The sequence below is a fragment of the Neorhizobium sp. T6_25 genome (assembly GCF_002968555.1).
Classification (GTDB): domain Bacteria; phylum Pseudomonadota; class Alphaproteobacteria; order Rhizobiales; family Rhizobiaceae; genus Neorhizobium.
Genome location: NZ_PVBL01000013.1, coordinates 40425 through 67059, shown reverse-complemented (window position 1 = coordinate 67059; position 26635 = coordinate 40425). Strand labels below are relative to the sequence as shown.

The following is a 26635-nucleotide window of genomic DNA, read 5'->3' as shown; positions in this document are numbered from 1 at the left end:
TCAGCCGGGTCTCATAGCGCTTTTGTGCTTTCGATGTGCTCATGGCCGTCCAGCTCCGGTGAACAAGCACTATGGCATGGGCCGAGCCGACAAATCTTGCGGAACTCTCAAAATCGACCCTGACTGTTTCGGAGCGGCGCTAGATATGCGCTCCTAGTGAAACGTACCTACTGGATAGCAAGAACAGCAAGCGACGCCGCGAGTGCCGGCACCATCACCACGATGCCTACCTTGGTGAATGCCCAGGCACCAATTTGCAGGCCTTCGCGACGTAGCGCCATTAGCCACAGAATCGTTGCGAGCGATCCGGTGATGGAGAGATTGGGGCCGAGATCAATGCCGATCAGCACGGCGCCAGCGATCTTGTCGGAGACTTGCGCCAACTGGACGGTGCTTCCCGCGACAAGTCCCGCCGGCAAATTGTTGATAAGATTGGAGACCAGGGCGACAACCGTCCCTGCACCAGCAGTGATCCAAGTTGGGGAAGACGAAGCATATTGGACAAGGTAGTGTGCGAGCGTGTCGATCAGTCCAGTCCGGTTCAGCGCTTCAACGACCACGAACAGTCCGGCAACCAGCGGCAGGACACTCCATGAGACCCCCTTCAGCGTTTCGGCAGGGCTTTTTCGCGTAATGATCAGGACCGCGGCAGTTGCCAGGCAACCGGCGAAAAACGTGGGCAGACCCAAGTCGAAATGCAGAGCCGACGCCCCAAGCAATAGGGCGGCCGTCCCACACAATGTAAAACCAGTAAGCTTTGCGCCGGCTGATAATGGGAAGTGCTGGACATCGGAGGCTACGCTATCGGCTTTGATGCTTGCGCGTTGGGTCCAGTAAAGTGCGAGGAACGTCACCATAATGGAGATGATCGAGGGCAGGCCAAAGGTCGCCAGCCATCGTGATAGCGGTGGCATGTCCCCTCCGCCAAAAATTACCAGATTGGCTGGGTTGGAAATGGGAAGTACGAAACTCGCAGCGTTGGCGATAAAAGCACAGAGGAGCAGATAGGGCGTCGGGTCGCGTACTCTTGCCGCCTTGCAGGCCGCATAGACGGCCGGCGTCAATACCACCGCCGTCGCGTCGTTCGACAAAAACACGGTTACAACGATCCCGACGGCGTAGATCAGGACGAACAAACGCTTGGGCGATCCCTCGGCGTTTGCAGTTGCCACCGCCGCCAACCAGTCGAACAGTCCTTCCTGGCGCGCGAGCTCGGAGAGCAGCATCATTCCAATCAAAAACAGATAGACGTCAATGCCTTTCGCAACGCCTGCCCATGCGTCCGCCGGACCGACCAGACCAAGGGCAACAAGCAGGGCCGCGCCGATTCCCGCCCAGATGGCCTCCGGCCAGGCGAAAGGCCTAGTGATCACGCCGAGTGCCGTTAGCCCGGCTATGCCCCAGGTCATGGTCGTTGCGTTCATCGTATTTCCAGACAGAGGTTGTAAGTTCGAGCCGCCGCGTCCGCGATCGGCCGCGGCATCCATATCGATCTTTTGCCGCGGCGCAATACTTCCTCGGCCTATCAAGCGGGCGGGGCGAACGGCCCCGACGTGGTTGGTTCCGCTGTCGAGCGGCGCAAACGCACCGGCAACGGACAAGGTTAGCCGTCGCTTAGAAACGCGAACGCCATCCCTGCGACGCTCCTTGCGATGACAATGATCCAAGGGGCGCCTTCCAGACGTTGACCAACAGGAAGCCGACCGCGGCCACACCGAAGTCGAAGGGCCGGATGATTGCGCTCGTCCACACCGGGCTGTAGAGCGCGGGGCCAGGATGCCGACAACAGCTGCATTCGCTCCGCGCATGGCCGCCTGTGCGAGCGGACACTGGCGAAAATCGTCCCAGAAGGCAAGCGCGCCCAGCAACAGGAAACCCGGGAGAAAAACCGCCAAGAGTGCGATGGCTGCACCGACAGGGCCATTCGGCGCAGGTCCCATAACGGGGCCAAGATTTGCCGCGAATGTGAAGAGAGGGCCGGGCCCGCCTGGGCCATTCCATAGCCGACCAGGAAGGCGTCGTTGCCAACCCAGCCGGTATCGACAACCTCCGCCTGCAGCAAAGGGAGGACAACGTGGCCACCGCCAAGACCAGCACGCCCGGGCGGTAAAACGCATCAAATAGCGAGATGCCCGGTAAGCCTGAGGACGCGGCAAGCGGCAAAAGCACGAGCAGTGCAAAAATGCGACCAGGCTGATTATGCCGATCCACCGCGGTACTCTGAACGATCGTGCGCTTACGCCCGCAGCTTCAGATCGATCACGCCACCAAAGTCAATCGCCGCTATTTACCCTATGGCGCTGGAAACGAAGATCACGGTCAGCATCGCCGCCAGAACGATAGCGGCTCGTGCCGGCCCGGTGTCAGGCTGCGCGCCATACCCCAGACCGCCTGTGCGACGACAGCGACGGCGCCGTTCGAGCCCTCGGAAGTCTGGTTGGCTCCCAAAGTCGCATCACCTCAAAGCGTCCGCGTCACCCGTTCAGATTGGGTCGTTCGGGTCTCGCTCCCGGAGAGGATTGAGAGCGGCATATGAAACTGCCTTGGTCTTCGGAAGGGTTGCTTCGACCTTGAATAGGATAGGAGGGATCTCCCGAAGGGAGCCTGTAACCCGCCCAAGCTCGACGCATCGTGAAATGCAATGAAGCCCGGAGGATCTCCCGATACATGCCTGACGAGCCATCAGGCTTCGCGGTCAGAGCGATGGGCCGTGCCGCTGGGCCTGGCATCGGCGGACCTCGGCTGAGTGTCTGATCCGAGACGATGGTTCTGCATTGCCAATTTAAGGTCTCATACCTTCACGAAACGAACTTTTCCCTCATCAACCAGGAGTTCGCTTTGAAAGCCGGCATCCATAACGGCTCGTCTCATCCCATGATAATAGATGCGATTGTAACGGTTCGCCCAAAAACCTTCGCGAGTGGCGCTCCTGGGAAGCGACCTGCCGATAGCGTCCTCGATTTCCGCAAACCCAAGAGTTATTTCGCGCAAGCTCTCTTTCTCTAGCCTGTTCGTAAGTCCAGCATACTTCCGCATTGTTCCTCTCTAGCTATCGGCCTCTTCAACTCGATCTGCCAGAGATGGTTCCTCGAACGGCAGCGCATGTATCGGATTTGTGAGAACAGCGGCCGCAATACTGTCGATCTAGCACAAAGTGGAACGCTCAGTTGAAAGCGCCGCGCTGCCCTCGCGCTATTCCCCGTTGGAAGCCCGCTGCCATCTGGAAAAGGCGCCCTATATATTGGAAAGCATACGCTCAGAAAGGGCCTTTCATGACATCAACCGCTCTACGCACCACCGCTGCTCTGGTCATCCTGGTGGCGACCCTGTCCTCATGCGGCAACACAATCCGCGGTCTAGGCAAGGATACGGCGAACACTGTAGACGCCACTCAAAACGCCGGGAAAAGGGTGGATCGCGCTGCACGGAACTGAATGATCTCTGCCCGCGAGGGCGAGGGTTCTCGCGTTCGCAGCGAAACGGCGTCTTCATCTAATGCTTCGCCAACGTGAGGAGTGGCAAATTCCTGCGCCTGGTAAGCTTCTGACAGCAGGCGTTTTGTGGATCACACAAAGAGTGCCCTAGCTGGTCATCTGCACTGCCGGGAACCATGGAAGGTTCCCGGAGTTTCCGTGCGTTCACAAGAGGATTGCCGATGAAGATCGCCAAATTGTTATCTGTCACCACCATAAGCATGTCCCTCGCGATCGCCGCGGCTACGGCACAAAGCCCAGATGGGGCGGAAACCAGCGCCTGTCGATCTACGGGACTCGTTGCGCTGCAAGAGCGCTCGAAGGAGGTAACTGGCCTGGTATTGGACGCCGATACACTTGCAATAAGCGCCGCGGACACTAAAGTTGGAGATGTTCCTGTAAAAACAGTGATCCTGGGCGACGCTTACATCGCGCGCAACGGGAGTACCACAACGCCGGACCGGTTCGTCTGTCTGTTAGGGGAAAAGGGAAAGGTGCTTCTTACGTTCTTCACGGCGAAGTAATCTCACCTCCGCTTATTGGCGAACCGTCAGAAGACTCTTCTGGAATGTGGTGACGAAAGGGAGCTGGGCTGCCCCGGGCGCATTCCAAAGACCCCCCGAAAACTTGATCATGTCGTGCTTGCCCTTTGGTAACAAAAGATATTCGATCGTCGGTCAACCGGGCTTTGCCAGATGTCTCGCAACGGCTTTCGAGCCCGCAGCGTCCGGAAACCAATAGATGACAACGCACACCAAAACGACGGAAAACAATCGTTCCGGGCTGCGAGCCGCTTGTCAATGAGTGTGCAGATCCGCCATCCGTGCGGGTGCTCAGAGTGGGGCGCATGTGTCAGTCGCTCGGCCTCGCCCGTGGTTCCGACGCTGCCGTAAATGGCAATGAAGCCCCCCAGTAGTCAAAAAGGACGTCGTGGTGCTTGAACATGCGCCAAGTCCCGGAAATCTCTGCCCTCTGGTGGATGCCAATCGCAGCGGTCGGGGCATTACTCCGGGACGACCAAGGTCACTAGCCGGTTGGGAAACATCTATCGCCTTGGCGAGCGCCTTCTCGAGAAAACATTTCGGCGACCCCGGATCGTAACGGACGGCCATGAAGAAGCCTTCCGTACACCGGAACTCTCGGCTCGAAACCCCGTTCTCCAAGCAACGCTCAGGAAGGGTTCGACATGGCCAGCATCTCCGATAAGACAATCGTCACCGCCTCCTCAAACGAATTCGATGAAAGTGTGGGACCGCAGGCGGGAACATCTCCTACCTACGATCAGCGCAAGGAACTTGAAGAGCTGCAGGCCGAGCTTCGGAGTCTGCAAAGGGCAGTGGGTCGCCATCCAATCCCCCTACGGTCACCAGCCGTTGCCGGTGCCCCACGCACTATGCGTGAGGAAGTGGAGTATCAGATCCGCCTTCAGCCAATAGCGTCGGTAGCCTTGGCGGCAATCGTCGGATTTGTTTATGGGATTGCAAGATGACGGAGCTCTCGACGGAGGCCGCTCGGCTTGCTGAAGAATATGTTCGGCTTGGTGGTAAGCGCCGAGCCAAGCTCGATGACAACATTGTCGACACCAGACTGTGGGATGACGAGCCGGACGAGGCGGCCGTTTTCTGGCGTGACAAGATAGACAGTTTGCCGGAAAGCGAACGGCGAGAGGTCGAGACGAACCTCCCGAACATGAACCCCGGGTAACGACGTGCCCGGTTGTCAGCAGCATTGTCGACTTCCCAGTTGGCTTTTCCGTAGGAGCCCGGAAGCTAGCCGCTGGTAGGCGAGCGCTCAGGCGCGCGTCCACATGCGAATTGGTCAACCGCTATAGAGGAGTGAACGGATGACGCGAAGGATTTTGTCTACAGCGTTGGTCGTCGCGCTCGGGATGTGCACTGGCGCGGCACATGCTGATCAAATTGCGATGACATCGACAGCTACCGTGAAGAACGACCTCAAGTATCTCATGTACACGCCGAATGGATATGAGTCGTCCAACGTCTCCTACCCGCTCGTCGTATGGCTTCACGGAGGTGATCAAGGTGGAGGCGATATCGAGAAGGTCAAGTCGAGCGGCATGCCAAAATTGATCGAGGACGGCAAGCAGTTCCCGTTCCTGGTCTTCTCGCCTCAGAACCCGAGCGAGGAACTGCTTTATCCCATCGAGACGGTGGAGGCGGCACTTGAGGAGGTCATCTCGAAGTACCGGGTTGACCGCTCCCGTATCTACGTCGTTGGCTACAGTCGGGGCGGCTTTGGGGCCTGGGCCATGGCAGAACAGTTTCCGCAAAAGTTTGCTGCCGTAGTTCCGATTGCAGGTGGTGGCAATCGTCACTACCTCAGCAGGACCAATGAGAAGGCGGCCTTCTGGGTCTTCCACGGGACCGACGACGACGTCATTCTGCTATCAGATTCCGTCATCATGTATGAACGCCTCAAGGCTTTGAAACGTGACGCTCGACTTAGTGTCCTGGAAGGCGTGGACCATTCGAATATCGAAAGGGCAGCTTTAAGCGATCCGGAACTATGGGACTGGCTTTTGAAGCAGCGTCTTGATGCTGCCCCCAAGTAACCGTTTCACGGCCCGCTGGGTTGCGGCCGAAACAGTCGCGCCAATGCAACAAGCAGATAGGTCTAACCCTTGGTGATTCACGGCTGGGAACCAGACCCTTATGCTGTAGCCCTTACCGGCGCGGGGCTTCTCATCGCATTGGTAGCGTGGCTGCCGCTGGCTCTCCGCCGACTTCCGCTCTCGCTTCCAATCGTCTGCCTGGCCATTGGTGGCCTGATCTATACCTCCCCGTATGTGACGTTGGACCCATCTCCAGGCGCATACCCCTACGCCACCGAACGTTTGACCGAATTCGTGGTTCTTGTCGCCTTGATGGGCGCAGGCCTGAAGATTGACCGCCGGTTCTCATTCAGGGGGTGGGGAGCCACTTGGCGGCTGTTATTGATCACGATGCCGACGAGCATAATCGCAATATCGTTTATCGGCACGACAATCCTTGGTCTAAGTGCCGTGGCCGCGCTGCTGCTGGCGGCAAGTCTTGCGCCCACCGATCCTGTTCTTGCGGCCGACATCCAGGTTGCGGGCCCACTGGAAGGGGGCGAAGACACTGTTCGCTTCGCGTTGACCTCAGAGGCGGGCCTGAACGACGGCTTCGCGTTTCCGTTCGTGCATCTGGCCATCATTTTAAGCCTTGCGGCCACAACAGGGGAACCCTGGTTCGCTCGGTGGCTGACCTTCAATGTCCTTTGGGAATCGATTGCCGGCATTGGCTGTGGATGGCTCGTCGGCCGTGTGTTTGGTTGGGCGACCTTCAAGATGCCCGGCGACACGCTGGCAAAGACAGGCGACGGATTGGTGGCCATAGCCGCAACCTTCGTGTCGTATGGCGTGTCCGAGCTGCTGCAATGCTATGGCTTCTTCGCGGTCTTTGTTACCGCGTTGACACTGCGTAACTCCCATCGCGACCACGACTTCCAGCGCGACATGCACGACATCACCGAACAGATCGAGCGCATCGCGATGATGCTCCTCCTGCTCGCGTTTGGCGGCGCTATCGTCACCGGCTTGCTGTCCAGTATCGGCTGGACAGAGATTGTCGCCGTCGTGCTCATATTGCTGGTCGTTCGACCCGTAACCGGCTTGCTTGCCCTAATTGGCGTCCGCGCGACGCTACCTGAGAAAATCACCATCGCCTTTTTCGGCATCCGGGGCGTTGGTTCATTCTATTATCTCGCCTATGGCCTCAATCACGGGCGGTTCGAGGACGGCGACCGGTTGTGGGTCATCCTGTCGCTCGTCGTCTTCGTCTCGATCCTAATGCACGGGCTCACTGTGACGCCAGCGATGCGTTGGCTGGATCGGCGGCACGGCCGGGAAGCTGACTGAGAACAGTCGACCCAGGAGAACACACGAAGCATGTCGTGAAGGCAAGTAACGCCGCGACGGAGCTACGGGTCGCTTACGGAGCGGAAAACAGCCTGCGTGAGGCGAACGAAGTAGACGCACTGGCAGACGCTTTGGAGGAAGTTTTCGAAGCTCAATTGCAGACCAAGATCACCTTGGAGAGCGGTAAAGCAGGGACGGAATGAAAAGGGGCGGATCGCGAAAGCGCCGCCCCTCCCCTCAACTAAAGCGTTCAGTCCATTTGGATGTTGGCATTTTTAACGATGGGTGCCCACTTGGCAAGCTCGGCACTCACGTGTTTCCCTAGATCCTCGGGAGACGAGCCTACGATGGTCGCGCTGAACTCATTCATTCGCGCGATGACCGAGGGGTCCTTGAGCGCTTTGTTGGCAGCCTCGTTTAGCTTCGCCACTACATCCTTCGGCGTCTCGGCAGGTGCAAACAGTGCGTTCCAGGTGTAAGTCTCGTAGCCCGGAATGGTTTCTGCAACGGTCGGAACATCAGGGAAAGAGGGGGCCCTCTTGGCAGTGGTGACGCCGAGCGCGCGAAGGGTACCTGACTTCATGTGGCCTGACGACGATGGCAGGTTGTCGAACATGATCGATACCTGATTGCCAATGAGGTCGTTCAGCGCAGGCCCAGCGCCTTTGTAGGGGACGTGCTGCATCTTTACCCCTGCCATGCTGTTGAAAAGCTCCCCGGAAAGATGAAGCGGCGTCCCGTTGCCGGAGGAGGCATATGGATATTTGTCCGGCTCTTTTTTCAACAGGGCGATCAACTCCGCTACATTGTTGACCGGCAGCTTGGGATTCACGACGAGAACGTTCGGTACGACCACCAGCAGCGAGATGGGTGCGAAGTCCTTCTCAGCGTCATAGGGTTTTCTTTTTAGGATGAGCGGATTAAGCGCGTGCGTCGCTACCGTTCCCATCAGGATGGTGTATCCATCGGGCTCAGCACGAGCCACGCGGTCGGCACCTAGATTGCCACCAGCTCCTGCAACGTTTTCGACGACAACCTGCTGCTTGAGGTCCTCGCTCATCTTCTGCGCGATGACGCGTGCCACGACGTCAGTCGAGCCACCAGCAGCAAAAGGGACAACCAACGTGATGGTGCTGTCCGGGAATGATTGAGCTTCGGCTGGTGTTCCAGCAGACAGGAACGCAAGCGCTCCAGTCACCATGGCAAGTGCCGCGCTCTTGAAAAAGTCGATGGGTGTCATGGAACCTCCTCTTGCATCCGGTTGGTAACCTAGGCCGAGGACACCCGCAGTCAACCGAACCTTGAAGTGCTTCAGACCGAATACAGACATGGCTCTTGTGCGCAGCGACGGTTGACAAATTTCGTGAAAATGCCGCTCTTGTCATGCCTCTCGTGCTCTTATCGGAAGGCAATTGCATGAAACATATCCCCTATGTCGGCTCCGGTCCGTATTGCTACGCCAATTCTTTTGCAATGATGTTGGGAGCGGACGCACCCTCTACTGCAACCATAGAATTCGCGACCAGCAGTCCCTTCGGGATGCAACTTCTTGGCGGCACGTTGCCTTTCTTTGATCCCTATGGATGGACCCCTGAAGCCGGTTTCGATGTCGCTCTGGACGCGATGGGCTGGACCTCAGCCGTCACCAAGAGCAACAGTAAAGAGGATGCCCTCGCCCAGCTCAAGCTGGCGCTCTCCGAGGGCCTGGTCTGGGTCGGCCCCGTGGAGATGGGTCACCTGCGGCATCAGCCCGGCATGAACGGTCCCATCGGAGCGGACCACTACCTCGTCGTACTCGCCGTCGATGACGAAGGAGTGAGGGTGCATGACCCGCAAGGCTACCCCTTCGCGACCCTGCCATTGGATGACTTCCTGACTGCGTGGAGAGCCGAAACCATCGACTATGGCGATCCCTACACGATGCGGACCGATTTCCGCCGCGTGCGGGTGGTTCAGGAAGATGACGTCATCCGGGCTTCACTGCCCGCTGCGCTGCGATGGCTCTCGATGAAGCACACGCAACATGTGCCTAAGGGCACGATTGGCAATGAAGAGGCCGCTCATCGTCTTGCGGGCATGATCGAGGGCGGATGCAGCGACGACTTGCGGGGCCACCTGATCCATTTCGCCGTACGAGTGGGCGCGAGGCGACTAGCCGATGCAGCAACATGCCTTGCACGAATCGATCAAGCCGACGCGGCGGGAATAGCTTCAGAACAGGCGCAGTTGATCGGGTCGTTGCAATTCCCCCTGGTGGTTGGTCGTGATACAGAAGCGGCCGCGATCGTGAGAAAGCTCGCGCCGACATACCTCCGTTTGTTCTCCAGCCTTGGAGGCATTTCCGGAAAATCGTGATCTCCACTGTCTGATGACCTCCGTGGGCCGACCTCCCGTCATGGCGGCTGGGCCCACGTCTTCGCCTTTTCAGGTCGCGTGCTCGGCGCTCGGCGTTCCGAGAAATGCGCCTCGGCCTCATGTCGCAAGTGTTCACCCTCGTTGAGGCACGCCAAGCGCAACCACCAACGTTTCCTGTGACGGTGTGGACCCATTGCCGTGGCCGTTCTGGGCGCTATTTGCAGAAGAGTAGTGAGGAGAGCGGCACATCGACCTCTTCGCGCTACGCCAAGGTCACGGAGGCGGATTTTGAAAAACGACCCCGGAGCCCCCCGCCGTGTCTACTCGATCTCGCCATCCTCTCCCTCACGCATGCCGGCATTTGCCAGCATTCTCGCAGTCATCGCCATCTTGTACTTTGCAAGGGAGGTGCTTCTTCCCCTTGCCATCGCGGTCTTGTTGACCTTCGCATTGGCTCCGATTTCCTCTCGGCTGCGGAAGCTTGGCCTTCCCAGGGTTCTCGCGGTAATAATTACCGTCGTGCTCGCTTTCCTTGTCCTTATCCTGTTTGGGCTTGTCGTAGCGGGTCACGTTGCAGAGGTTGCTCAGAACCTGCCGGCGTATCAGGACAACATCATAACAAAGATCCGGGCCCTACAGGAAAGCGGCACGGATAGCGGTATTGTTCGGCGCCTGACGTCAGTCATTGAGAGCGTTGGTCGCGAACTCGACAGCGCAGGGCAGCGGCCAGCTGCTCCAGATGGCGGAGCCACGCCCAGGGAGCCTCTGCTCGTTGAGATATTCGCGCCTAACCGCCCCATCGAAACCCTGACCAGCCTGATCGGTCCCCTGCTCGGTCCGATTGCGTCGTTGGGCTTGATCATTGTCGTCGTCATATTCATGCTTTTGGAGCGAGAAGAGCTTCGCGACCGCTTCATCCGGCTCGTCGGCTATGGCGATCTCCACCGTACAACGGAAGCCATTCAGGAGGCTGGTAGCCGCGTCGCGCGATACCTTCTAATGCAGCTTGTGGTGAATTGTGCTTACGGTGTCCCCTTGGCGCTGGGCCTGTGGGCGGTAGGTATTCCCAATGCAGCGCTTTGGGGCATGCTGGCCATCGTCCTCCGATTTGTCCCCTATATCGGGCCTGTGATAGCAACGGTTCTGCCGCTGTTTCTGGCGTTTGCAGTCGACCCTGGTTGGAGCCTCGTTCTCTGGGTTGGATGCATCTTTCTCGTGCTGGAACTAACAAGCAACAACGTCGTGGAGCCGTGGCTTTACGGTTCTCGTACTGGGCTCTCTCCGCTGGCCATCATTGTCGCGGCGATCTTTTGGGCATGGCTTTGGGGACCGGTCGGTCTGATCCTGTCCACGCCGCTAACCGTCTGTCTTGCGGTACTTGGCCGGTACGTACCGCAGTTCGAGTTCTTGGAGGTCCTTTTCGGCAGCGATCCGGTGCTCGACCCCAAAGAGCGGCTCTACCAAAGGCTTCTTGCTGGGGATCCTGACGAGGCCACCGACTACGCAGAGGAAATCCTTGAGGAGGATTATCTTGAGGAATACTACGGCAAGGTTGCCATTCCGGCTCTTCTTCTCGCCGAGAAGGATCGGCGTCGGGGCGTCTTGACGGCGGAGCAGATGGAACAGGTTTTCGCAGCCGCCATCGCTCTAGTCTCGAACTTGGCCGAAATTGCGCAGGAAGAAGAGCAGGAAGAAAAGGGCCGGGAAGAGAAAGAGGCCGCAGTCGGGCAGCCGCCCGCCCCTCGCAAGGAAGATGAGAACGAGAAGGAACTGCCGGACGGGAGTGGCAAGACCGTATTTTGCGTGGGAGGCAGGGGCGCGCTCGACGACGCATCAGCTGCGATGCTCGCCCAGGTCCTCCAGGTGCAGGGTGCCGAGGTGGTCGCAGCAAGGCACTCCGACATCGCCAATCGCCGCGCCATGAACCTCGTACCAAAGCAGACGAACGCCATCGTCGTGTGCTTCCTCAATTTAGACTCCGCCAAGCACGCCGGCATACTTGTTCGGCGGTTCAAGCGTCTGTACCCCACCATGCGCGTTGGCGCGGTCCTGTGGGCGGAGCGCGAGGAGGACAAGCAACCGCCCACCTTCGATGAGGCCGACTTCATTGTCTCGACCTTGACCTCGGCTGCCCGCGAGGCGCTGTCCGATGCGCCGCCGTTGTCGGTTGCGCCCCCCCGCAAGATTCGTGTCAGGCGGTCACTGAATAAGACAAGCACCACCACCGCGTAGTCTGAGTTGTAGCGTCCTCACGGTTTGCATCCCTGTGGTCTCCAGCCACCGCCCAAAGATCAGGCTGGGCCAAGCCTCCTGGTGGTCGCTACGCGCGACAGCCGTGGATGGACCGTGGCGTGTTTAAGCAAGCTTGCCGCGCTGCTTCCAAGTTGCATTTCAGGCGCGATCGTAGGTGAACGATGTCAGCAGGGTTGTGACGAAGTTGCTCGCCTTTTCCTTGACGAGGACTTCCGTCCACTCATCTGTTCCTCGAAGCCTCAGATCGGAATAGATGCTGTCGACCGCTGCCTCCTCGATCCGTTTGATCTGCGTCTTGAACGCGGCCTCGCCGCCGGCGTGATACATATCACGGATGATCATGCGCAAAATTTCCTGGATGGCGATTTGCCAAGCCGTATTGATCGCCTGAAGCTCTTTTGTATCCTGCGCCATTGAGAGGCTCCTCTGGTCTGTGACTATTCAGATAGGCTGTCTGTTTAGGTGCGGGCGGTAAGTCGATTGAGGACCGGCCAGGATCCGAAACGCCCGTCCCGCATTCTTCGCTTCGGTGTTCACGGCGACGCTCCCTGAGCAGAGGTCTTGGCGGACGCGGCTTCTGCGTGACTGTCGACTGGGCCTCCGACCAGCCGCTACCGTTCACCCGACCCAAGCGCCACTGCTTTTCAGTTGGCCCTGGTCCGTATCGCCAAGCGAGCGGATGTAGATGAGCGCGCCTTTTTGCTGTTGGAACGCCTGCTGAATGTTTCTTTTTTGGGAGTTCCGCTCAGCGAACGCTGACGCACGAACCCCAACAAAAAAGACCAGGCAAACCGCCTGGCCTTTAAATTGATAAGGTGCTTCCGGCGGTGCCAGTATATGCGTGGTCAAAGGGAAGCAGATATCGATATTAAACGTTCTGAAGATTGCAGGCCGACATCTTGCCCGACTTCACGTCGCGCTCGAGTTCGAAGCCGATCTTTTGGCCTTCGACCAGTTCACGCATTCCGGCGCGCTCGACGGCCGAGATGTGAACAAACGCATCGGCGCCGCCGTTGTCAGGCTGAATGAAGCCGAAGCCCTTGGTGGAGTTGAACCATTTAACTGTGCCTGTGGCCATGGTGAACCCTTTCATAGCAATGTTGAAGAACCGCATCGCCACGGGCGATACGATGATGACTAGCGATTTTTGAAAGGAAGGTTCGTTCAGAGCGCGGCGCCAATCGCGCGGTAACCAAAGCTCAGCAAGCAAATATCGATGAACATATCCATACGGTATTCCCCCTCACGGGTCAACGACTAGGTCTCAGAAACCCCATTCCGCTATCATGAGTTGTCCGGGGTGCGAGTGTGAAAGCGACTCTCGCTTTGTTGCCGCGGTGCGAGCTGCGATAGCGGACCCCTCACGCGGCATCGAAAACCATCTGGAGCGAAGGCGATCTCGGGAACCGATCCAAACAGGGACCCGAGCGCCGAGCGCACATATCTGGTGCCATAACCTTGACGCGTCGGTTCAAGGACTGGCGGACCTCCCGCTTCGGCCCAAACTAGGCATATTTCAGAACTATCCGCTTCGGAAATAGTCCAGATGACTTCGACCTGGCCACCGGGCTCTGATAGGGCACCATACTTAATGGCGTTGGTTATCAGCTCGTGCAGACAAAGCGCTATCGTGGTTCCAGCTTCCCGGTTGACAATGATCGCCGGGCCGCGGACGTTGATCCGGCTCATGCCATCGCTGTTGTAGGGAGCAACAGTCAGATCCATGACTGCCGAGAGCGAGATTTCTTCTCCGCCAGCCTCGAAGACGGCCGTGTGGACGTTGGAAAGCGCTTGAAGGCGCGTTGTGAAATCGATGGTTAACTCGTCAACAGATGCCGCACCGCGCCTCGTCATATGGAAGATTGAGGTCACGCTTGCCAGGATATTCTTCACCCGGTGATTAAGCTCCAGACGCAGCTCCCGTTCTCGTTCAATGGAATCCCGAACCTGGCGTTGGCGCAGTCGCACCAGCATATTAGAGTGGATGGCATTCACGAATTCCAACGGCGCGATCGGGCGCGTGTAGAACAGCAAGCGGGCATCCGGCCAGGAAGCCCGCAGTTGGTTGCGGATCCGTGCAACCGCTGCCGTGCGCTCCAGCAAGATAAAAACCGGCACTTCAGACCAATCGGGCTGCTCCGCAAGATGCTCCGCGATTGCCGCGACAACCTCGGACGTGAGTGCTTCATGCGTTACGACAATGATGCCAGGAGACAAGGCCAGATGCTGGAGCAGATTGTCGTCGGCCTTTACACCCTTGACCGCGACCTTCTGCTCACGCAGTGATGCAGCTATATACTCGGCATCCTTGCGAAAGGGAGCGAGGACAAGAACCCAGTCCAGTTCGCTTTCGGTCGGAATGATGTTCATTTCGGATCGGGCAATGGATTGTAGGCCACGACGCTCACGCTGCCGCTCTCGATCAGTAACTCACGGACGTTGAGGTCATGCGGACCATGACGCTTTTTTACGACTGTGATGTTTCGGCGCAGGCGCCCTTCATGCTCCATGATCCGAAGAAGAAGAACGGTATCACCAAGAAAGCTGACATCGACGTCTATTCCAACATTTTGGCCTAGCAGGCCGTGCTGGGCGACGATCAGCATGGTGAGGACGCCGGATCGCGCGAGATATTTCAAGAGCGACTGGATATCCCGAACGGCCTTGTCCCGATGCGGCAGAGAGTTGAGATAACCAGTCAAACTGTCGATCACCACAACTCGCGACTTGCTCTGGGTGACCGCCTCCTGAACGATCTGCCCAAATTCGCCGGGCGAGATCTCATTCGGGTTGAAATCTCGCAGGACCAGCTTGCCGTCCTTGTGGAACTGACGGAGCTCCATGCCCAGGCCTTCGGAGCGGCGGAAGAATGTCTCCAGGCGCTCCTCGAACAGAAACAGCGCCACATTCTCGCCTCGTTCCAGTGCAGCAGTCGCATAAAGAGATGACATCGTCGATTTGCCGGTGCCCGACTGGCCGATCACCAGTGTCGTGGTTCCGGCCTCCTGGCCGCCACCGAACATCTCGTCGAGTTCGGCCACGCCAGACTTGATAAGCTGTGGCTTGGCAATTTCCGGTGCCGTGCTCGGCATGATACGCGGGAAGACGATCACGCCCTCACCTTCACGTATCGCCATATCGTGGTAGCCATCAGCCACCGGTATGCCGCGCATCTTGGAAACCTCGATGCGGCGGCGCACGCCGCCATATTCTTCCAGCGATTTGTCGAACCTGATGACACCGTGGGCCAACCCCTCGACCTCCTGCCCGCTGCGATCGTTACCGGCCGTCTGCGTGTCCAGCAACAGGGCCACGACGTCCTGCTTTGCGAGGAAGGACTTGAAGCCGATCAGCTCGCGACGGAAACGCGGCGAGTCACCAGTAATCAAGCGGATCTCAAGCAATGAGTCGTAGACGAGGCGGCGAGGCTTGTGTTTCTCGATGGCGGCTTCGATCGCTTTCCTGGTTTCGTCCAGCCGAAGATCTGCCGTCAGGAAAATGCTCTGGTCGTCAGCCTCGTTGACCGTACCTGAGGTGGACAGTTCCTCGACGCGGATCCCGTCGAGCGTCCAGCCGTGAGAGACAGCAATGGCTTCGAGTTCCGCGGCGGTCTGCGAAAGCGTCACATAGATGCAACTTTCACCCGCCTCGAGGCCCGCCCGCAAGAATTGCAGAGCGGCCGTCGTCTTGCCCGATCCTGGCGCTCCCTGCAGCATGTATAGATTGGATGTCGGAAGTCCCCCGCGGAGGATCTCATCGAGTCCGACTATCCCGGTACTGACGGTTGAGGACTTGTTTCGCTTGGCCATTTTCGTCTTCTGCTAGGATGCATTGCGCATGTTGAAACCGGGCGCGCATCGTCCTGGGAAGAGACGCATTGCTTTTATATTTGTGTTTTTCAAAACATCAACAGCGCCGGCAGCCTCGGCCATAGTTGAGACCACGCTGCAGGTTCTGGCGTCACTGAAGGCGGCGACGGCTGAGACGCTCAGCGAAGAATGCCCGCGTCGTTCGCGGCCGCTCTGAAAGCTGAGGCCGCCGTGGACGGATCGCCTCGACCTTCGGCAGCTTCCATGCAGGCTCGCTTGGCCAAAGCAAACGAGTCTCCGCCCTTTTGGGGCCAGCAAGTCATCAAGTATGCCAGGGCCTCCCTGCTGCCGCGAATGCTCTTGAAGTGATCGTCCGGGCCAATAACGACCTCAACTGGCTCATCCCAGATGATCTTGGTCCATCAGGTGCTCCATGGGTTCGGAGCTTTGATGAACGCAAGTGGTTGGGCTTGCCGAGTTGGTCCCAAGCGAGCGACACGCCAAACAGCAGCACCGCAATAATCGGGAAAAGTACCGCTCTACCGGGACACGCATGACAAAACCCCTTCAGCGATTGCGCCGCAGACTCATGCTCCGGCTTGGTTACCGAAAGGGTAATGGCATCCACTTTGACGCAGGAAGCCACAACCATCTGTGCTTCTTTTCCGACCCCACTCCCCTTCGCTGAGCAGCGTCAGCAGATACAACTGACGACGAATGGAGGACACGACACCGATCTTCAGTGAACGGACGGGACGGCCAGCGGTTCAGGAAAGGGCGCGTTCAGGGAGGGATGAAGCCGCCGCGCGATCTGTCGATTGAGCGGCTTCATCAGGAATGGCTACTTGAGCAAGAGTACCTATTCGGAGCTGTCTTTATCTATACGGCGATGAACAGGTTGCCCGCACGCCTGCGCGCGGAGAATACGTGTTGTCGTAGGCGCGATAGGACTGATAGCGGTTTGCACACCACTGGACATGGCTGCCGCCACCCGCGCGGGGCTGGCTCGCAATGGCACCGCCGATAATAGCGGCAGCACCGAATGCTGCTAGAGGGTACCAGAAACCGTCGCTGTGGCGGCGGTAGCCAGCACGTCTCTCTCTATATCCCCGTCGCCCATTGTAATAGCCGTCGCGGCGATATTCGCGACGATCGTCATATCCACGGCGGTCACGCCAATCGCGATCGCCCCGATACTGCGCAACTTCAACGTCTGATACCTGCGGAAGGTTGGCTACTGACACCGGCGCGGCCGTAGCTGCAGTGAAAGAGGTAAGTCCAATCGCCAGTGACAATGTAGCCAGAGAGACCATCTTAGCAATTACTTTCATTAGGTTTTTCCTTGTTCCAACACACTGGAACGCGTGAGAGCCGCAGCGGTTCCTTTCAAAAAGCAAACCTTCCAAGCTACTGAAAGATCCTTCAGCGAGGCTTTTAGCGCGAGGCTACAAAACAGGACGCGAAGATCCGCCGGGGGACCGTCCGAGCGATACCTTCCGGTCTGTTCGGGTTGCCGCAGACCCATCCCGCCATAGCGTGCGCCCACAACGCTGCGAACGGGGGAACAGGTATAGGCGTTCGACCGACCTTGTGAGCGAAGCGCCAGGTCGAGCGGTGTCCACGCGGGATCGACGGCAACCAGTCCGCCTTCGCTTGATCGAGCCTGCAGCGCATCTGCCGCATGTCCGGCGTGAATAGCTTTCCAAACCAGCCGAGGGTTTCCAGCACGCATTGGAGCGGATGTCCTGCCGGTAAGCCCAGCCCCTTCCACAGCCCGACCATCTCGCGGGCTCGATCGGCGGCAAGCGTCGAACGCCTCGAGGGTTGATCTCTCACCCGATGAATGTCTTTTCGTCCCGACGCTCTCTCGCCCGCTGCCTGGATTAGTCATCGCGCCGAGCGCCGCAGAGGGAAACGCTACTATCGAACCATTTAGTACAGTTCGATTAGTGTGTGGCATCTATGCTCTCTCCGTCGCCACACAGGGCAAGCTCCAACTGTTTCGTACCGCGTCATGGTGCAGAACCACGTCTGTCCACGGCTGCACCGGCCCAGTCTGGGTTCTCGCGTTCCGCTTCAGTCTCCTTCCCGGAGATCCTCCTCGTCTTTCGAGGGCTTGAAATTCTTCATGAGCCGCAGCGTGAGAAAGGTGACAAGCGCAAGAACAATCGCGGTGTCGTAGGCGCCGAGCCCTACTGCCGTGCCGATCGCACCTGTAGCCCATAGGCTTGCAGCCGTCGCCGTTCCTCTGACGCTGTTCTTGACAACAAGGACAGCTCCGCCCCCGATGAATCCCATTCCGGTGATCAGGCCTTCGACGATCCTGGCTGTCGCTTCGGCTTCACCAAGAGTCATGCGCTCGGCGGCCTGAATGAACCCGCAAGTCGCTATCGCCACCAACGGGAAGGTGCGCAATCCGGCACTACGTTCGTTCCGCTCGCGGTCCCACCCGATAGGGAGCGCCAGGACGTAGGCGAACAAAAGCGCTGCCAGATGAGGAAGGATGGAGAAGTTGACGCCAAACGAATTAAACCATTCGGTCACGGAAGGCTCCTCAATCGTAACATCAACGGGCTTGATAAGGGCTGGGGATCACTCGGCGCCGGCCCCGCTGGCTGATCAGACGTTCTGTTTCGCATGTCTCTCCTTTTTGTCGACCTTCAACGTAGAGCGAAATGCGAACCCGACCAGATGAGAGATTTGTCCGAACATTCCACGCGTGCGTCGCCGGTCTTGAAACTCTGAATGGCGTCACCAAGTTTGTCTCAGTCCGCTGGTCCGGGCCCCTCTGGCGATGAGCTTCCGCGCTATCGCGATGTCCGACCGTTTTCGACATCGCTGCCATTCTCTAGGAGGGCCCCGAGTGTTATCCGATATTGCTGCCTGGCTGTTTGCCTTATTTGTACTCGATCCACTAGACGCCCAACTACGCGAGCGGGTCGGCTCGGCTAACCTACCTCTTCAGGCCCTGCAACAATCACGGCAATGCGTCGCGGCACACGGCCCCCGGCTGCTTGAGCAGGCCGGCAGCAGTCCTGGCTGGGCGACAGCCACAGCTATCGGCATCGCGGTCGGATGGAGCTCGCCCGTGCACTTGTTCGACACCGGTGATCCGAATTGCGCGGCCCTCGTTCGGTTTATGAATGCGAAGAGCAAAGAAGAGCCAGAAGGTCGTTGATGTCCCGCCACTCAGCGTCAGGTAGTTGTTCTAGTGGCGTGGCCTCCACCATGCTTGCTAACCTTGCCAAGCAAGCGAAAGATCGCGATGGGCTTACTATCGGAGAGGCGCTGGACGAGATGGGCCGGTCAGGATTCGGCTTCATCATGCTGCTTCTTGCACTTCCCGCCCTTATCCCGATCCCTGGGCCATTCGGCATGGTGTTCGGATCGGCGCTGGCGATCGTCGCCATGCAGTTCTCCTTCGGCGCAAGAAACCTTTGGCTCCCAGCTATCATCCGCAACCGCAGGATTCAGAAACACGCGTTCGCCATCCTGCAGCGTCATGCCGATCCAATTGTCAGGCCCATTGAACGACGAGTTCGGCCCGGCCGTATGCAAGCCCTTGGCGGGGATCGGTTGGCCTACTTGCTCGGTCTTCCAGTGTTCGTTCTTGCCGTGGCGGTCGCGCTGCCAATCCCTTTTGGAAACCTCCTCCCGGTGGCAGCTATTTGCTTGATGGCTCTGGGCATGATAGAGCGCGACGGGCTTGTCGTTCTGCTTGGTCTTCTACTCACGGCGATTGCGCTGATGGTAACGCTTGTCCTGCTATACGGAGCAGCCTCGCTTTTTGCAGCGATGTAGTCACAGCCGTTGTACCACCGGCTCCTTGAAGACCCCTCCCTCCAACCAAGTATCGACGTTCCGGCTCACAGAGGCCGGAACCCGCAGCACCCAGGAGCTGTTCTCACATCCAGGGTCCCCTAGAGTACCCCCGATCGCCGCCACATGTCGTTCACCGATACGAAGGGCTCGTCGGCACGGGAGGCCATCCGTCGCCGAGAAGTAGAACGCACTGACAGTGTCGGGGTCCGCAGCTCGCCGTCCGTGCCAATGAAGAAGACAACGCCGACATGCGTGCCGATCGCGCATTCCAACGGCAGGGTGTCATCGACCGGAACCGGATATCGCTTCCGCCGCCGCTCCCTTGTCCTTGCCTTCGACGCCTCAGCTTCCTTGCTCCCCCTGGCGAGCTCGTCCAGCGGCGCTGGATCTGGCCGGGTCCGAGCCAGCGACCGGTCTATAATTTCCGGTCGGAGGGCCGAGGGTTCAATTCCAACCGTTGCCTGATCATCGCCTATGGCTTTTACAAGTTCGCCGAGCCCAGGATCCGAAGAAGAAGCGCAAGGACAAGTGGCTGTTTACAAAGAAGGATGAGCCGATCTTCTGCATTGCCGGCATTTGGCGCGGAACGCCGGAGGTGGGCCAGCCTTCACCATGCTCACGATGGAGCCGGGGCCGGACATCTTGCCATATCACGATCGGCAGATCGTGATCCTTGAGCGCAGCGCTTGGGTCGTCTGGCTTGGTCAGAATGTCTTCGCAAAGTCGCTGATCATGCCTCTTCCGGCAGGGACGCTGGTGGTGGAGCAGATCGGCTAAACGACGGCATGCATGATCTTAGGCGCCGGCACCTGGAAATTCTGACCCGGCTTATTCGGACCGACGGTTAGACGTTCGAACGGAATGTTGAGGGTATAGTCCTGCTGGCTGACCATGTGCGCACGGGTGTAAAGCTTGTTGTTCTTGTCGGTAACGGCAATGCCTTTCCAAGGCCGGGCTTGGCCTCGACGACAATGTCATTTCGCTGGGCATGGTCACCTACCAAATTGAACGGGCATCTCAAATGCCAAGAGCCATGCCGTCCTTGCGCGGGTCGGAACCGCCTTTCAGCACGCCTGTTTCCCAGTCGATCCAGATCGCCTGCGCGCCGCCCATGGCCGATTCCGGCGCCTTGATTTCGAAACCGCGCTTGGTGAACTCCGGGCCGATCGTGTTGCGCAGCCGGGCTTCCATTTCGACCTGATTGGTACCGGGCAGCGGGAAGAGACGCGGCAGGTCGATGGCGCTCTGCAGGTCCATGCCGTAATCGAAGACTTTTGAGAGGAAATGGGCGTGGCCCATGGCCTGATACTGGCCCCCCATGACACCGAAGGGCATGACGACACGGCCGTCCTTCGTCACTATGCCGGGAATGATCGTGTGCATCGGCCGCTTGCCCGGCGCGATCGCATTCGGATGGTCCGGATCGAGCGAGAAGCTGAAGCCCCGATTGTGGAACATCACCCCGCTCTTCGGATCCATATGACCGCTGCCGTAAACGAAGAAGATCGAGTTGATAAAGCTGATGGCATTGCGATCGCCATCAACGACCGACAGATAGATCGTGTCCTTGTGCGGCACTTCATCGAAGGGCGGCAGGTTGTCGATCGCTTTTTCCGGATCGATCATGGCGGCCAACTTCCCGGCAAGGTCGTTGGAGAGCAGATAATCGACCGGCACGTCGACCTTGGCCGGATCGGCGAGGAAACGGTTGCGCGCCGCATAGGCCAGGCGTGTCGCCTCGACCTCGACATGCAGGCGCTCGGGCGCCAGCGGATCGCCTTTGCCCGGAAAATGCGACAGGATGTTGAGGATCATCAGCGCGATGATGCCCTGGCCGTTGGGCGGGCATTCGTGGATTTCGTGGCCACGGAACGTCGTCTTGATCGGTGTCACGTATTCGCCTTTGGCATTGGCGAAATCTTCGAGGGTGTGCAGCGCCCCGATGCCGTTCAGGTAGCTCACCATGCCTTGCGCGATCGGGCCGCGATAGAAGGCATCCCTGCCCTCCCGGCCGATCGCTTCGAGCGTATCGGCAAGTTGCCTCTGATACTGGACCGAACCCGCCGGCGGCGCCTTGCCGTCGACGAGGAAGACACGGCTCGCAGCCGGATCGTCCTTCAATATCTCCGCCTGCGCGGCAAGGTCGTGTGCCGTGCGCGGAGACAAAACATAGCCGTCGCGCGCCAGCTTGACGGCCGGGGCAAGAATATCGGCCATTTTCATGCGGCCGTGATCGGCAACCAGCCGCGTCCAGGCATCCACCGCCCCCGGCACGGTGATCGTGTGCGGCGAGGTGCGGGTGAGGCTGGTGACGCCGAGCGAACGGAGATGTTCGACGGTTGCGGCAGCCGGTGCCCGGCCTGACCCATTATAGGCCAGCACCTTGTCCGTGCCACCAAGCGAGAGGAGAGCGAAACAATCGCCGCCAATGCCGGTCGAGCCGGCTTCGACGACGCATTGTACGGCGCAGGCGGCAACCGCCGCATCCACGGCATTGCCGCCATTACGCAGGATGTCAATGGCGGTGAGGGTCGCCAGCGGCTGGGAGGTGGCGGCCATCGCAGTGCGGCCGACAGCGAGCGAACGGCCGGGTAACTCGAAATCTCTCATATCACCTCATCACTGAAAAAACGGGGTCAAGGCCCTGTGGCGGCACGGCATTTTTCTCAACAGACCATGCCAGGCGCCCGGCATCAAGCCGCCAGTTCGTTATTTTGCAGTGCCTAATGTAAGGCAGGAAATCATTAACCTTTGCGGACCGTAAACCGGTTCAAAGGGATATTCCGGGCTTGCCCAGCGTTGACGGAGGCTGGCATGGAAAGGATGTCATGAACAGTATTCCAGCCCTCCTGCTGGCCGCCGCATGCCTGATCATCATAGGCTTTTATGCGGTCGCCTTCGTGACCGCCCTGATCGGGTGATCACCTATCAAACCTGACGCCCGCCTCCAACGTGCCATTCAATGGCGGGAGGCGGGCCTGAAATACCAGCTCGATATTGATCACTTCCGGGGAATGTCGGCATCGTCGCGATATCGGCCGCCGTTCGGGCTCAAGCCGCAATCTGCAAAATTCCCATCTTGCAGCCGGACGCTTCGAGCGCCGCGCCGGCGACTTCCACGAAGAGGGCGCGGAACCATGAGGCACGGCTGTCGGCGTGGTCGACGCGTCGGTAAAGCATGCTCACGGACTCGGCTGGCAGGTCGATCGCCAGATTGTTGAGCTGGGCCATGCAGCGGGCGATCGATTCCGGAATGGTGGCGATGGCCGGCATGGCCCGAAGCGCTGTCGGCAATGCCGAGAACCGCGGCACCGTCGCCACGACATTGCGGGTTTTACCATGACCGGCGAGTGCTACGTCGATGCTGGTCGAAGAATTGCCCTCGAAGGAGACGGCGACATGTGGCGCGTCGGCATAGGGGTCAAGGCCAAGCGGCGCCTTGAGCTTGATTTGCGCGGGGTCGTAGATGCAGACGAACGACTGGGTGAAGAGCGGCGCGCGGACATGCCAAGAGGGCGGCTCGCCATGCACCGCGACGCTGAAATCGAAGGCGCCGTCATCCAGCATACGCGAAACGTCACGCCGTTCCGAGGCGACGCCGATCAGCCGCGATCCGGGCGAGAGCTGCCGCAGACGGGCGGCGAGCGGGCCGAAGAAAGCCGATTCGAGATTGTCGCACATGCCGATGCGGAACTCACCTTCCCAGCCTTTGGGATCGAATGCAGCAGGCGGCCGGATCGCCCGTTCGATGTTCGAAAGCGCGTCCTCGATCACAGGCGCGATCGCCAACGCCCGGGGCGTCGGCTGCAGGCCACGTCCGACACGTACGAACAGATTGTCGTCCAGCGGCTTCGCGCAACCGCTTCAAGGCCGCCGACAGGCCCGGTTGTCCAAGTAACAGCCGCTCGGCGGCGCGACTGACGTTGCGTTCCTGCATCAGCACCGCAAATGCCAGAAGCAGGTTGAGGTCGATCTTTCGAAGGGTCGCATCATTCATCATTGCAGTCCGCCCGGCTTTGTCGGACAATCGGTCAAAACAAGGTAATTTGATATCAAACTATCTTGCTGCACTCCCCCATTCCGACTAGTTTCCATATGGGGAGGAATGCAAAAATGGCGGTGGAAACATCGACGCGACCGGATACGCAGGCGGCATCCGCGGAAAGCGAGATGCTTGTCCCGGCAATGTTCCAAAATCTGATCGGCTATCATCTGCGGGTGGCGCAGGAGACGTCCTTCCAGGCGTTTGCCAGGGCGGCTGGCAAGGCGGACTTGAAGCCCGGGTGGTATTCGCTGCTGACGGTACTTGCCGAACGGGAGAGCATGACGCCGTCAGAGCTTAGCCGCATCTGTGGCCGCGACCGCTCGACGCTCACGTCCAGCCTCAAGGCACTATCCCACCGCGGACTGATCGAACGGCGGCCGAACCCCGACGATCAACGCAGCTACAGCGTCCGGCTTACCGAAAATGGCCGCAGGATGCAAAAGCAGCTGCACGCGATTGCCGTCGTCTACGACCGTCGTCTTGACGAGATCGCCGGCAAGGACAAGGCGGTTCTGATCGCCGTACTCGGCCGGATCGCCGCGACATTCGGCATGGCCCAGGATTGTTGAAGATGCCGTATTTCGGTTGTGCCGCCTGCCACGATGGCTTCTGGCCGGCGGGTCGCTCCGCCGGCCTTTCTCCGTCAGGGCATCTGTCCTCAGAGGATATGCGTGCCGCCGAGGTTCTGAACCGCGCGACGGGTCATGACGGCGACGAGATGGGCGCGGTAGTCGGCCGGCGCGTGCATGTCGCCCATCATCCGCGACGGGTCCATGGTGAGGCCTTCCAGCGCTTCGGCCGAAAAGCTCTCGGCTAGCAACGCCTCGGCCTCGGTCCAGCGGAACACCCCCTCGTTGCCAGCGCCGGTGATCGCCACGCGGATATTGCCGTCGCGATGTTTACTGACGAAGGCAGCAGCCATCGAATAACGCGAGGCCGGGTTGCGGAATTTCGCATAACCGGCGATTTCCGGGATCCTGAACTCAACGCGGACGAGAATTTCACCTGGCTCCAATGCGGTCGTGTAGAGGCCTTGGAAATAATCGGCGGCGGGGATTTCACGGCGGTCGGTGTGGATGGTGGCATCAAGCGCCAGCACGGCGGCGGGATAATCGGCGGCCGGGTCGTTATTGGCGGTCGAGCCGCCGATCGTGCCCATATGGCGCACCTGGACGTCGCCGATCGAGCCGGCAAGGCCTGAAAGCGCCGGGATGGCGGCCTTGATTTCCTTGGAAGCGGCGACGACGGCATGTTTGGTCGCCGAGCCGATGATCACCCTGTCGGCGGTGACTTCAATGCCGGAGAGCTCCGGAATGTTGCGTACGTCGATCAGATGCGCGGGCGCGGCAAGCCGGCTCTTCAGCGTCGGGATCAGCGTGTGGCCGCCAGAGAGATAGGAGGGCTCGTCGGAATTGGCGTAGAGTTCGACGGCTTCGGCCAGCGTCTTCGGCTTGTGGTAGGTCGTTGCGTACATGGCGTGACCCTCCTTATTCGGCCGCGACGGCGTGCGCCGCGCGATGCTTTTCGGCAGCGTCCAGCACGGCCTTGACGATATTGTGGTAGCCGGTGCAACGGCAGATATTGCCTTCGAGCTCGTGGCGGACCGTATGCTCGTCGAGCATGCCGTCATGGCGGCGGATCATGTCCACCGAGGCCATGATCATGCCCGGCGTGCAATAACCGCACTGCAAGCCGTGATGTTCGCGGAAAGCCTGCTGCACGTCATGCAGCTTGCCGCCTTCGGCCAGCCCCTCGATCGTCGTCACCTGGGAACCGTCGGCGGCGACGGTAAGCACCGTACAGCTCTTCACGGCCTCGCCGTCGAAATGGATCGTACAGGCGCCGCACTGGGTGGTGTCGCAGCCGACATGGGTGCCGGTGAGGCCGAGATGTTCGCGGATGAACTGCACGAGCAGCGTCCGGTCTTCGACCTCGCGCGTCTGGAGCGTGCCGTTGACGGTGATGGTGATGCGGGACATGAGCCCCTCCTGTTAAAATCGGGCGGCGAGAGCCGCGATGGCAATGACAGCGACGATGCCGCCACTATATGGCATACGGCTGAGAGGCCGCACGACCGTTGCCGCAGACGCGACAGACGGTCCGGCAGCTTCGGGAGCCGCAGGGGAAATAGGTGCCGATGGTGCAGCTGACATGACTGGCGCGGCAACAGCCGCCGTCGCAATAGCCTCCGCTACTCCGGCATCGGCCGCATGATCAACCATCACGCCTCGCATCGCAAGCTTTTCGAAGAACTCGTCGGCGAGTTTTGCCATGGAATTCAGTCAGCCGGGCGGCCGTGGCCGAACACATGCGAGCAATCGACCATCGCCGCATTGCGCCCATCGGAAAGTGGCGCTAAGGCGTCGCGGTAGATTGTTCAGGGAAAAGTCCCATGCGCCGCATCATCATCGCCATCACCGGAGCATCCGGTGTCGTTTATGGCGTTCGCGCCCTGCAGCTTCTGAGGCAAGTCGAGGATATAGAGACCCATGCGGTGATCTCGCCCTCCGCTTTTCGCACCGCGATCGACGAAATCGATATGAGTGCCGACGAGATCAAGAGCCTCGCCGACGTGCTCTATAATCACAAGGATATCGGCGCGGCGCTCTCCTCCGGCTCGTTCCGCACCGCTGGCATGCTCGTCGCACCCTGTTCGGTGAAGACGCTGAGTGGCATCGCCAACTGCTACAATGACGAGCTGATCGTGCGCGCGGCCGACGTCTGTCTGAAGGAGCGCCGGCGTGTCGTGCTATTGTTTCGCGAGACGCCGCTGCATGCCGGCCATATCGCGCTGATGGACCAGGCGACCCGCAACGGCGCAATCGTCATGCCGCCGGTGCCTGCCTTTTATTCGAAGCCTAGCTCACTGGACGAGATGGTGACCCAGACGGTCGGCCGGGCGCTTGATCTCTTCGATATCCACCTGCCGATGGTCAAGCGCTGGAAGGACGGTCCCGGTTCACCCGGCCAGCACTGATAT

General features: G+C 59.3%; 24 protein-coding genes and 5 pseudogenes. 13 read left to right on the top strand and 16 right to left on the bottom strand.

The window, feature by feature from the left end:
* Positions 1-167: 167 nt before the first annotated feature.
* Positions 168-1424: an arsenic transporter gene (locus C5L10_RS18295; protein ID WP_105430833.1), complete on the bottom strand. Its 1257-nt coding sequence runs from the start codon at positions 1422-1424 to the stop codon at positions 168-170.
* A 405-nt stretch (positions 1425-1829) separates the two neighbouring features.
* Positions 1830-2062: pseudogene (locus tag C5L10_RS34370) on the bottom strand (chromate transporter); the annotation flags it as partial.
* A 1210-nt stretch (positions 2063-3272) separates the two neighbouring features.
* On the opposite strand from C5L10_RS34370, the gene C5L10_RS34365 reads away from it, so the two are divergent.
* The 6 genes from C5L10_RS34365 to C5L10_RS18255 all read left to right on the top strand — a co-directional run bounded on the left by C5L10_RS34365 (position 3273) and on the right by C5L10_RS18255 (position 7371).
* The gene (locus C5L10_RS34365; RefSeq protein ID WP_105430831.1) at positions 3273-3434 is read left to right on the top strand and encodes an entericidin; all 162 of its coding nucleotides are present in this window, start codon (positions 3273-3275) and stop codon (positions 3432-3434) included.
* A gap of 221 nt (positions 3435-3655) precedes the next feature.
* Positions 3656-3997: a hypothetical protein gene (locus tag C5L10_RS18275; protein WP_105430830.1), complete on the top strand. Its 342-nt coding sequence runs from the start codon at positions 3656-3658 to the stop codon at positions 3995-3997.
* 662 nt (positions 3998-4659) lie between these two features.
* Positions 4660-4962, top strand: coding sequence for a hypothetical protein (locus C5L10_RS18270; RefSeq protein ID WP_105430829.1), 303 nt, complete (start codon positions 4660-4662; stop codon positions 4960-4962).
* Positions 4959-5177: a hypothetical protein gene (locus C5L10_RS18265; RefSeq protein WP_105430828.1), complete on the top strand. Its 219-nt coding sequence runs from the start codon at positions 4959-4961 to the stop codon at positions 5175-5177. The genes C5L10_RS18270 and C5L10_RS18265 overlap by 4 nt, the downstream gene beginning before the upstream one ends.
* A 139-nt stretch (positions 5178-5316) precedes the next feature.
* Entirely contained in the window at positions 5317-6045 is a 729-nt protein-coding gene (locus C5L10_RS18260; RefSeq protein WP_105430827.1) for an alpha/beta fold hydrolase, read from the top strand.
* Positions 6046-6117: 72 nt separating this feature from the next.
* The gene (locus tag C5L10_RS18255) at positions 6118-7371 is read left to right on the top strand and encodes a cation:proton antiporter (protein WP_311766212.1); all 1254 of its coding nucleotides are present in this window, start codon (positions 6118-6120) and stop codon (positions 7369-7371) included.
* A gap of 250 nt (positions 7372-7621) precedes the next feature.
* Here C5L10_RS18255 and C5L10_RS18250 read toward each other — a convergent pair whose 3' ends face one another.
* Entirely contained in the window at positions 7622-8572 is a 951-nt protein-coding gene (locus tag C5L10_RS18250) for a tripartite tricarboxylate transporter substrate binding protein (protein WP_245448042.1), read from the bottom strand.
* 215 nt (positions 8573-8787) lie between these two features.
* Between C5L10_RS18250 and C5L10_RS18245 the strand changes: the two genes are divergently transcribed.
* Together C5L10_RS18245 and C5L10_RS18240 are read left to right on the top strand one after the other, a co-directional pair.
* Positions 8788-9726: a hypothetical protein gene (locus C5L10_RS18245; RefSeq protein WP_105430918.1), complete on the top strand. Its 939-nt coding sequence runs from the start codon at positions 8788-8790 to the stop codon at positions 9724-9726.
* Between the two features lie 193 nt (positions 9727-9919).
* Positions 9920-11958 (top strand): annotated as a pseudogene (locus C5L10_RS18240) (AI-2E family transporter).
* A 159-nt stretch (positions 11959-12117) separates the two neighbouring features.
* On the opposite strand, the gene C5L10_RS18235 reads toward C5L10_RS18240, so the two are convergent.
* From C5L10_RS18235 to C5L10_RS18195, 8 genes are all read right to left on the bottom strand, one after another.
* Positions 12118-12393, bottom strand: coding sequence for a hypothetical protein (locus C5L10_RS18235; RefSeq protein ID WP_105430823.1), 276 nt, complete (start codon positions 12391-12393; stop codon positions 12118-12120).
* A gap of 454 nt (positions 12394-12847) precedes the next feature.
* Positions 12848-13057 carry a cold-shock protein gene (locus tag C5L10_RS18225; protein WP_172717077.1) on the bottom strand — a complete coding sequence of 70 codons (210 nt, stop codon included), beginning with the start codon at positions 13055-13057 and terminating at the stop codon, positions 12848-12850.
* 206 nt (positions 13058-13263) lie between these two features.
* A complete protein-coding gene (locus C5L10_RS18220; protein WP_105430821.1) occupies positions 13264-14349 on the bottom strand; it encodes a sensor histidine kinase in 1086 nt (361 codons plus the stop codon).
* A complete protein-coding gene (locus tag C5L10_RS18215; RefSeq protein ID WP_105430820.1) occupies positions 14346-15788 on the bottom strand; it encodes an ATPase domain-containing protein in 1443 nt (480 codons plus the stop codon). Before C5L10_RS18215 ends, C5L10_RS18220 begins: the two co-directional genes overlap by 4 nt.
* 179 nt (positions 15789-15967) lie before the next feature.
* Positions 15968-16198, bottom strand: coding sequence for a DUF982 domain-containing protein (locus tag C5L10_RS18210; RefSeq protein WP_311766210.1), 231 nt, complete (start codon positions 16196-16198; stop codon positions 15968-15970).
* A 465-nt stretch (positions 16199-16663) separates the two neighbouring features.
* Positions 16664-17119 (bottom strand): BA14K family protein, encoded by a 456-nt coding sequence (locus C5L10_RS18205; RefSeq protein WP_371411951.1) that lies wholly within the window; start codon positions 17117-17119, stop codon positions 16664-16666.
* A gap of 103 nt (positions 17120-17222) precedes the next feature.
* Positions 17223-17570, bottom strand: coding sequence for a GXWXG domain-containing protein (locus C5L10_RS34915; protein WP_371411950.1), 348 nt, complete (start codon positions 17568-17570; stop codon positions 17223-17225).
* A 294-nt stretch (positions 17571-17864) separates the two neighbouring features.
* Positions 17865-18332 (bottom strand): MgtC/SapB family protein, encoded by a 468-nt coding sequence (locus tag C5L10_RS18195; protein WP_172717070.1) that lies wholly within the window; start codon positions 18330-18332, stop codon positions 17865-17867.
* Positions 18333-18651: 319 nt separating this feature from the next.
* On the opposite strand from C5L10_RS18195, the gene C5L10_RS18190 reads away from it, so the two are divergent.
* Complete coding sequence (locus tag C5L10_RS18190; protein ID WP_105430818.1) at positions 18652-18966, top strand: hypothetical protein; 315 nt, start codon at positions 18652-18654, stop codon at positions 18964-18966.
* A 50-nt stretch (positions 18967-19016) separates the two neighbouring features.
* Positions 19017-19589, top strand: coding sequence for an exopolysaccharide biosynthesis protein (locus C5L10_RS18185; RefSeq protein ID WP_245448034.1), 573 nt, complete (start codon positions 19017-19019; stop codon positions 19587-19589).
* Positions 19590-19772: 183 nt separating this feature from the next.
* Here C5L10_RS18185 and C5L10_RS34355 read toward each other — a convergent pair.
* Positions 19773-19960, bottom strand: a pseudogene (locus C5L10_RS34355) (hypothetical protein); the annotation flags it as partial.
* A gap of 12 nt (positions 19961-19972) precedes the next feature.
* Between C5L10_RS34355 and C5L10_RS18175 the strand changes: the two are divergent.
* Positions 19973-20387 (top strand): annotated as a pseudogene (locus C5L10_RS18175) (SOS response-associated peptidase family protein); the annotation flags it as partial.
* Positions 20388-20627: 240 nt separating this feature from the next.
* Here C5L10_RS18175 and ggt read toward each other — a convergent pair.
* Together ggt and C5L10_RS18165 are read right to left on the bottom strand one after the other, a co-directional pair.
* On the bottom strand, positions 20628-22220 hold the full coding sequence (gene ggt / locus C5L10_RS18170; protein WP_105430816.1) for a gamma-glutamyltransferase: 1593 nt from the start codon (positions 22218-22220) through the stop codon (positions 20628-20630).
* Between the two features lie 441 nt (positions 22221-22661).
* Positions 22662-23610, bottom strand: a pseudogene (locus C5L10_RS18165) (LysR family transcriptional regulator).
* 113 nt (positions 23611-23723) lie between these two features.
* Here C5L10_RS18165 and C5L10_RS18160 point away from each other — a divergent pair.
* Complete coding sequence (locus C5L10_RS18160; RefSeq protein ID WP_172717069.1) at positions 23724-24224, top strand: MarR family winged helix-turn-helix transcriptional regulator; 501 nt, start codon at positions 23724-23726, stop codon at positions 24222-24224.
* A gap of 89 nt (positions 24225-24313) precedes the next feature.
* Here C5L10_RS18160 and C5L10_RS18155 read toward each other — a convergent pair whose 3' ends face one another.
* Both C5L10_RS18155 and C5L10_RS18150 read right to left on the bottom strand, forming a co-directional pair.
* Positions 24314-25129, bottom strand: a complete 816-nt coding sequence (locus tag C5L10_RS18155; RefSeq protein WP_105430814.1) for a xanthine dehydrogenase family protein subunit M — start codon at positions 25127-25129, stop codon at positions 24314-24316.
* 13 nt (positions 25130-25142) lie between these two features.
* On the bottom strand, positions 25143-25634 hold the full coding sequence (locus C5L10_RS18150; RefSeq protein ID WP_105430813.1) for a (2Fe-2S)-binding protein: 492 nt from the start codon (positions 25632-25634) through the stop codon (positions 25143-25145).
* Positions 25635-26047: 413 nt separating this feature from the next.
* Between C5L10_RS18150 and C5L10_RS18140 the strand changes: the two genes are divergently transcribed.
* On the top strand, positions 26048-26632 hold the full coding sequence (locus C5L10_RS18140) for a UbiX family flavin prenyltransferase (protein ID WP_105430811.1): 585 nt from the start codon (positions 26048-26050) through the stop codon (positions 26630-26632).
* The last annotated feature ends 3 nt before the right edge of the window (positions 26633-26635 follow it).

Excerpts from the sequence above, each read along its gene's own strand:
- C5L10_RS18295 (WP_105430833.1), bottom strand. The coding sequence starts at position 1,424 with ATGAACGCAACGACCATGACCTGGGGCATAGCCGGGCTAACGGCACTC.
- C5L10_RS34365 (WP_105430831.1), top strand. The coding sequence starts at position 3,273 with ATGACATCAACCGCTCTACGCACCACCGCTGCTCTGGTCATCCTGGTG.
- C5L10_RS18275 (WP_105430830.1), top strand. The coding sequence starts at position 3,656 with ATGAAGATCGCCAAATTGTTATCTGTCACCACCATAAGCATGTCCCTC.
- C5L10_RS18270 (WP_105430829.1), top strand. The coding sequence starts at position 4,660 with ATGGCCAGCATCTCCGATAAGACAATCGTCACCGCCTCCTCAAACGAA.
- C5L10_RS18265 (WP_105430828.1), top strand. The coding sequence starts at position 4,959 with ATGACGGAGCTCTCGACGGAGGCCGCTCGGCTTGCTGAAGAATATGTT.
- C5L10_RS18260 (WP_105430827.1), top strand. The coding sequence starts at position 5,317 with ATGACGCGAAGGATTTTGTCTACAGCGTTGGTCGTCGCGCTCGGGATG.
- C5L10_RS18250 (WP_245448042.1), bottom strand. The coding sequence starts at position 8,572 with ATGGTGACTGGAGCGCTTGCGTTCCTGTCTGCTGGAACACCAGCCGAA.
- C5L10_RS18245 (WP_105430918.1), top strand. The coding sequence starts at position 8,788 with ATGAAACATATCCCCTATGTCGGCTCCGGTCCGTATTGCTACGCCAAT.
- C5L10_RS18235 (WP_105430823.1), bottom strand. The coding sequence starts at position 12,393 with ATGGCGCAGGATACAAAAGAGCTTCAGGCGATCAATACGGCTTGGCAA.
- C5L10_RS18225 (WP_172717077.1), bottom strand. The coding sequence starts at position 13,057 with ATGGCCACAGGCACAGTTAAATGGTTCAACTCCACCAAGGGCTTCGGC.
- C5L10_RS18220 (WP_105430821.1), bottom strand. The coding sequence starts at position 14,349 with ATGAACATCATTCCGACCGAAAGCGAACTGGACTGGGTTCTTGTCCTC.
- C5L10_RS18215 (WP_105430820.1), bottom strand. The coding sequence starts at position 15,788 with ATGGCCAAGCGAAACAAGTCCTCAACCGTCAGTACCGGGATAGTCGGA.
- C5L10_RS18205 (WP_371411951.1), bottom strand. The coding sequence starts at position 17,119 with ATGAAAGTAATTGCTAAGATGGTCTCTCTGGCTACATTGTCACTGGCG.
- C5L10_RS34915 (WP_371411950.1), bottom strand. The coding sequence starts at position 17,570 with ATGGTCGGGCTGTGGAAGGGGCTGGGCTTACCGGCAGGACATCCGCTC.
- C5L10_RS18185 (WP_245448034.1), top strand. The coding sequence starts at position 19,017 with ATGCTTGCTAACCTTGCCAAGCAAGCGAAAGATCGCGATGGGCTTACT.
- ggt (WP_105430816.1), bottom strand. The coding sequence starts at position 22,220 with ATGAGAGATTTCGAGTTACCCGGCCGTTCGCTCGCTGTCGGCCGCACT.
- C5L10_RS18160 (WP_172717069.1), top strand. The coding sequence starts at position 23,724 with ATGGCGGTGGAAACATCGACGCGACCGGATACGCAGGCGGCATCCGCG.
- C5L10_RS18155 (WP_105430814.1), bottom strand. The coding sequence starts at position 25,129 with ATGTACGCAACGACCTACCACAAGCCGAAGACGCTGGCCGAAGCCGTC.
- C5L10_RS18150 (WP_105430813.1), bottom strand. The coding sequence starts at position 25,634 with ATGTCCCGCATCACCATCACCGTCAACGGCACGCTCCAGACGCGCGAG.
- C5L10_RS18140 (WP_105430811.1), top strand. The coding sequence starts at position 26,048 with ATGCGCCGCATCATCATCGCCATCACCGGAGCATCCGGTGTCGTTTAT.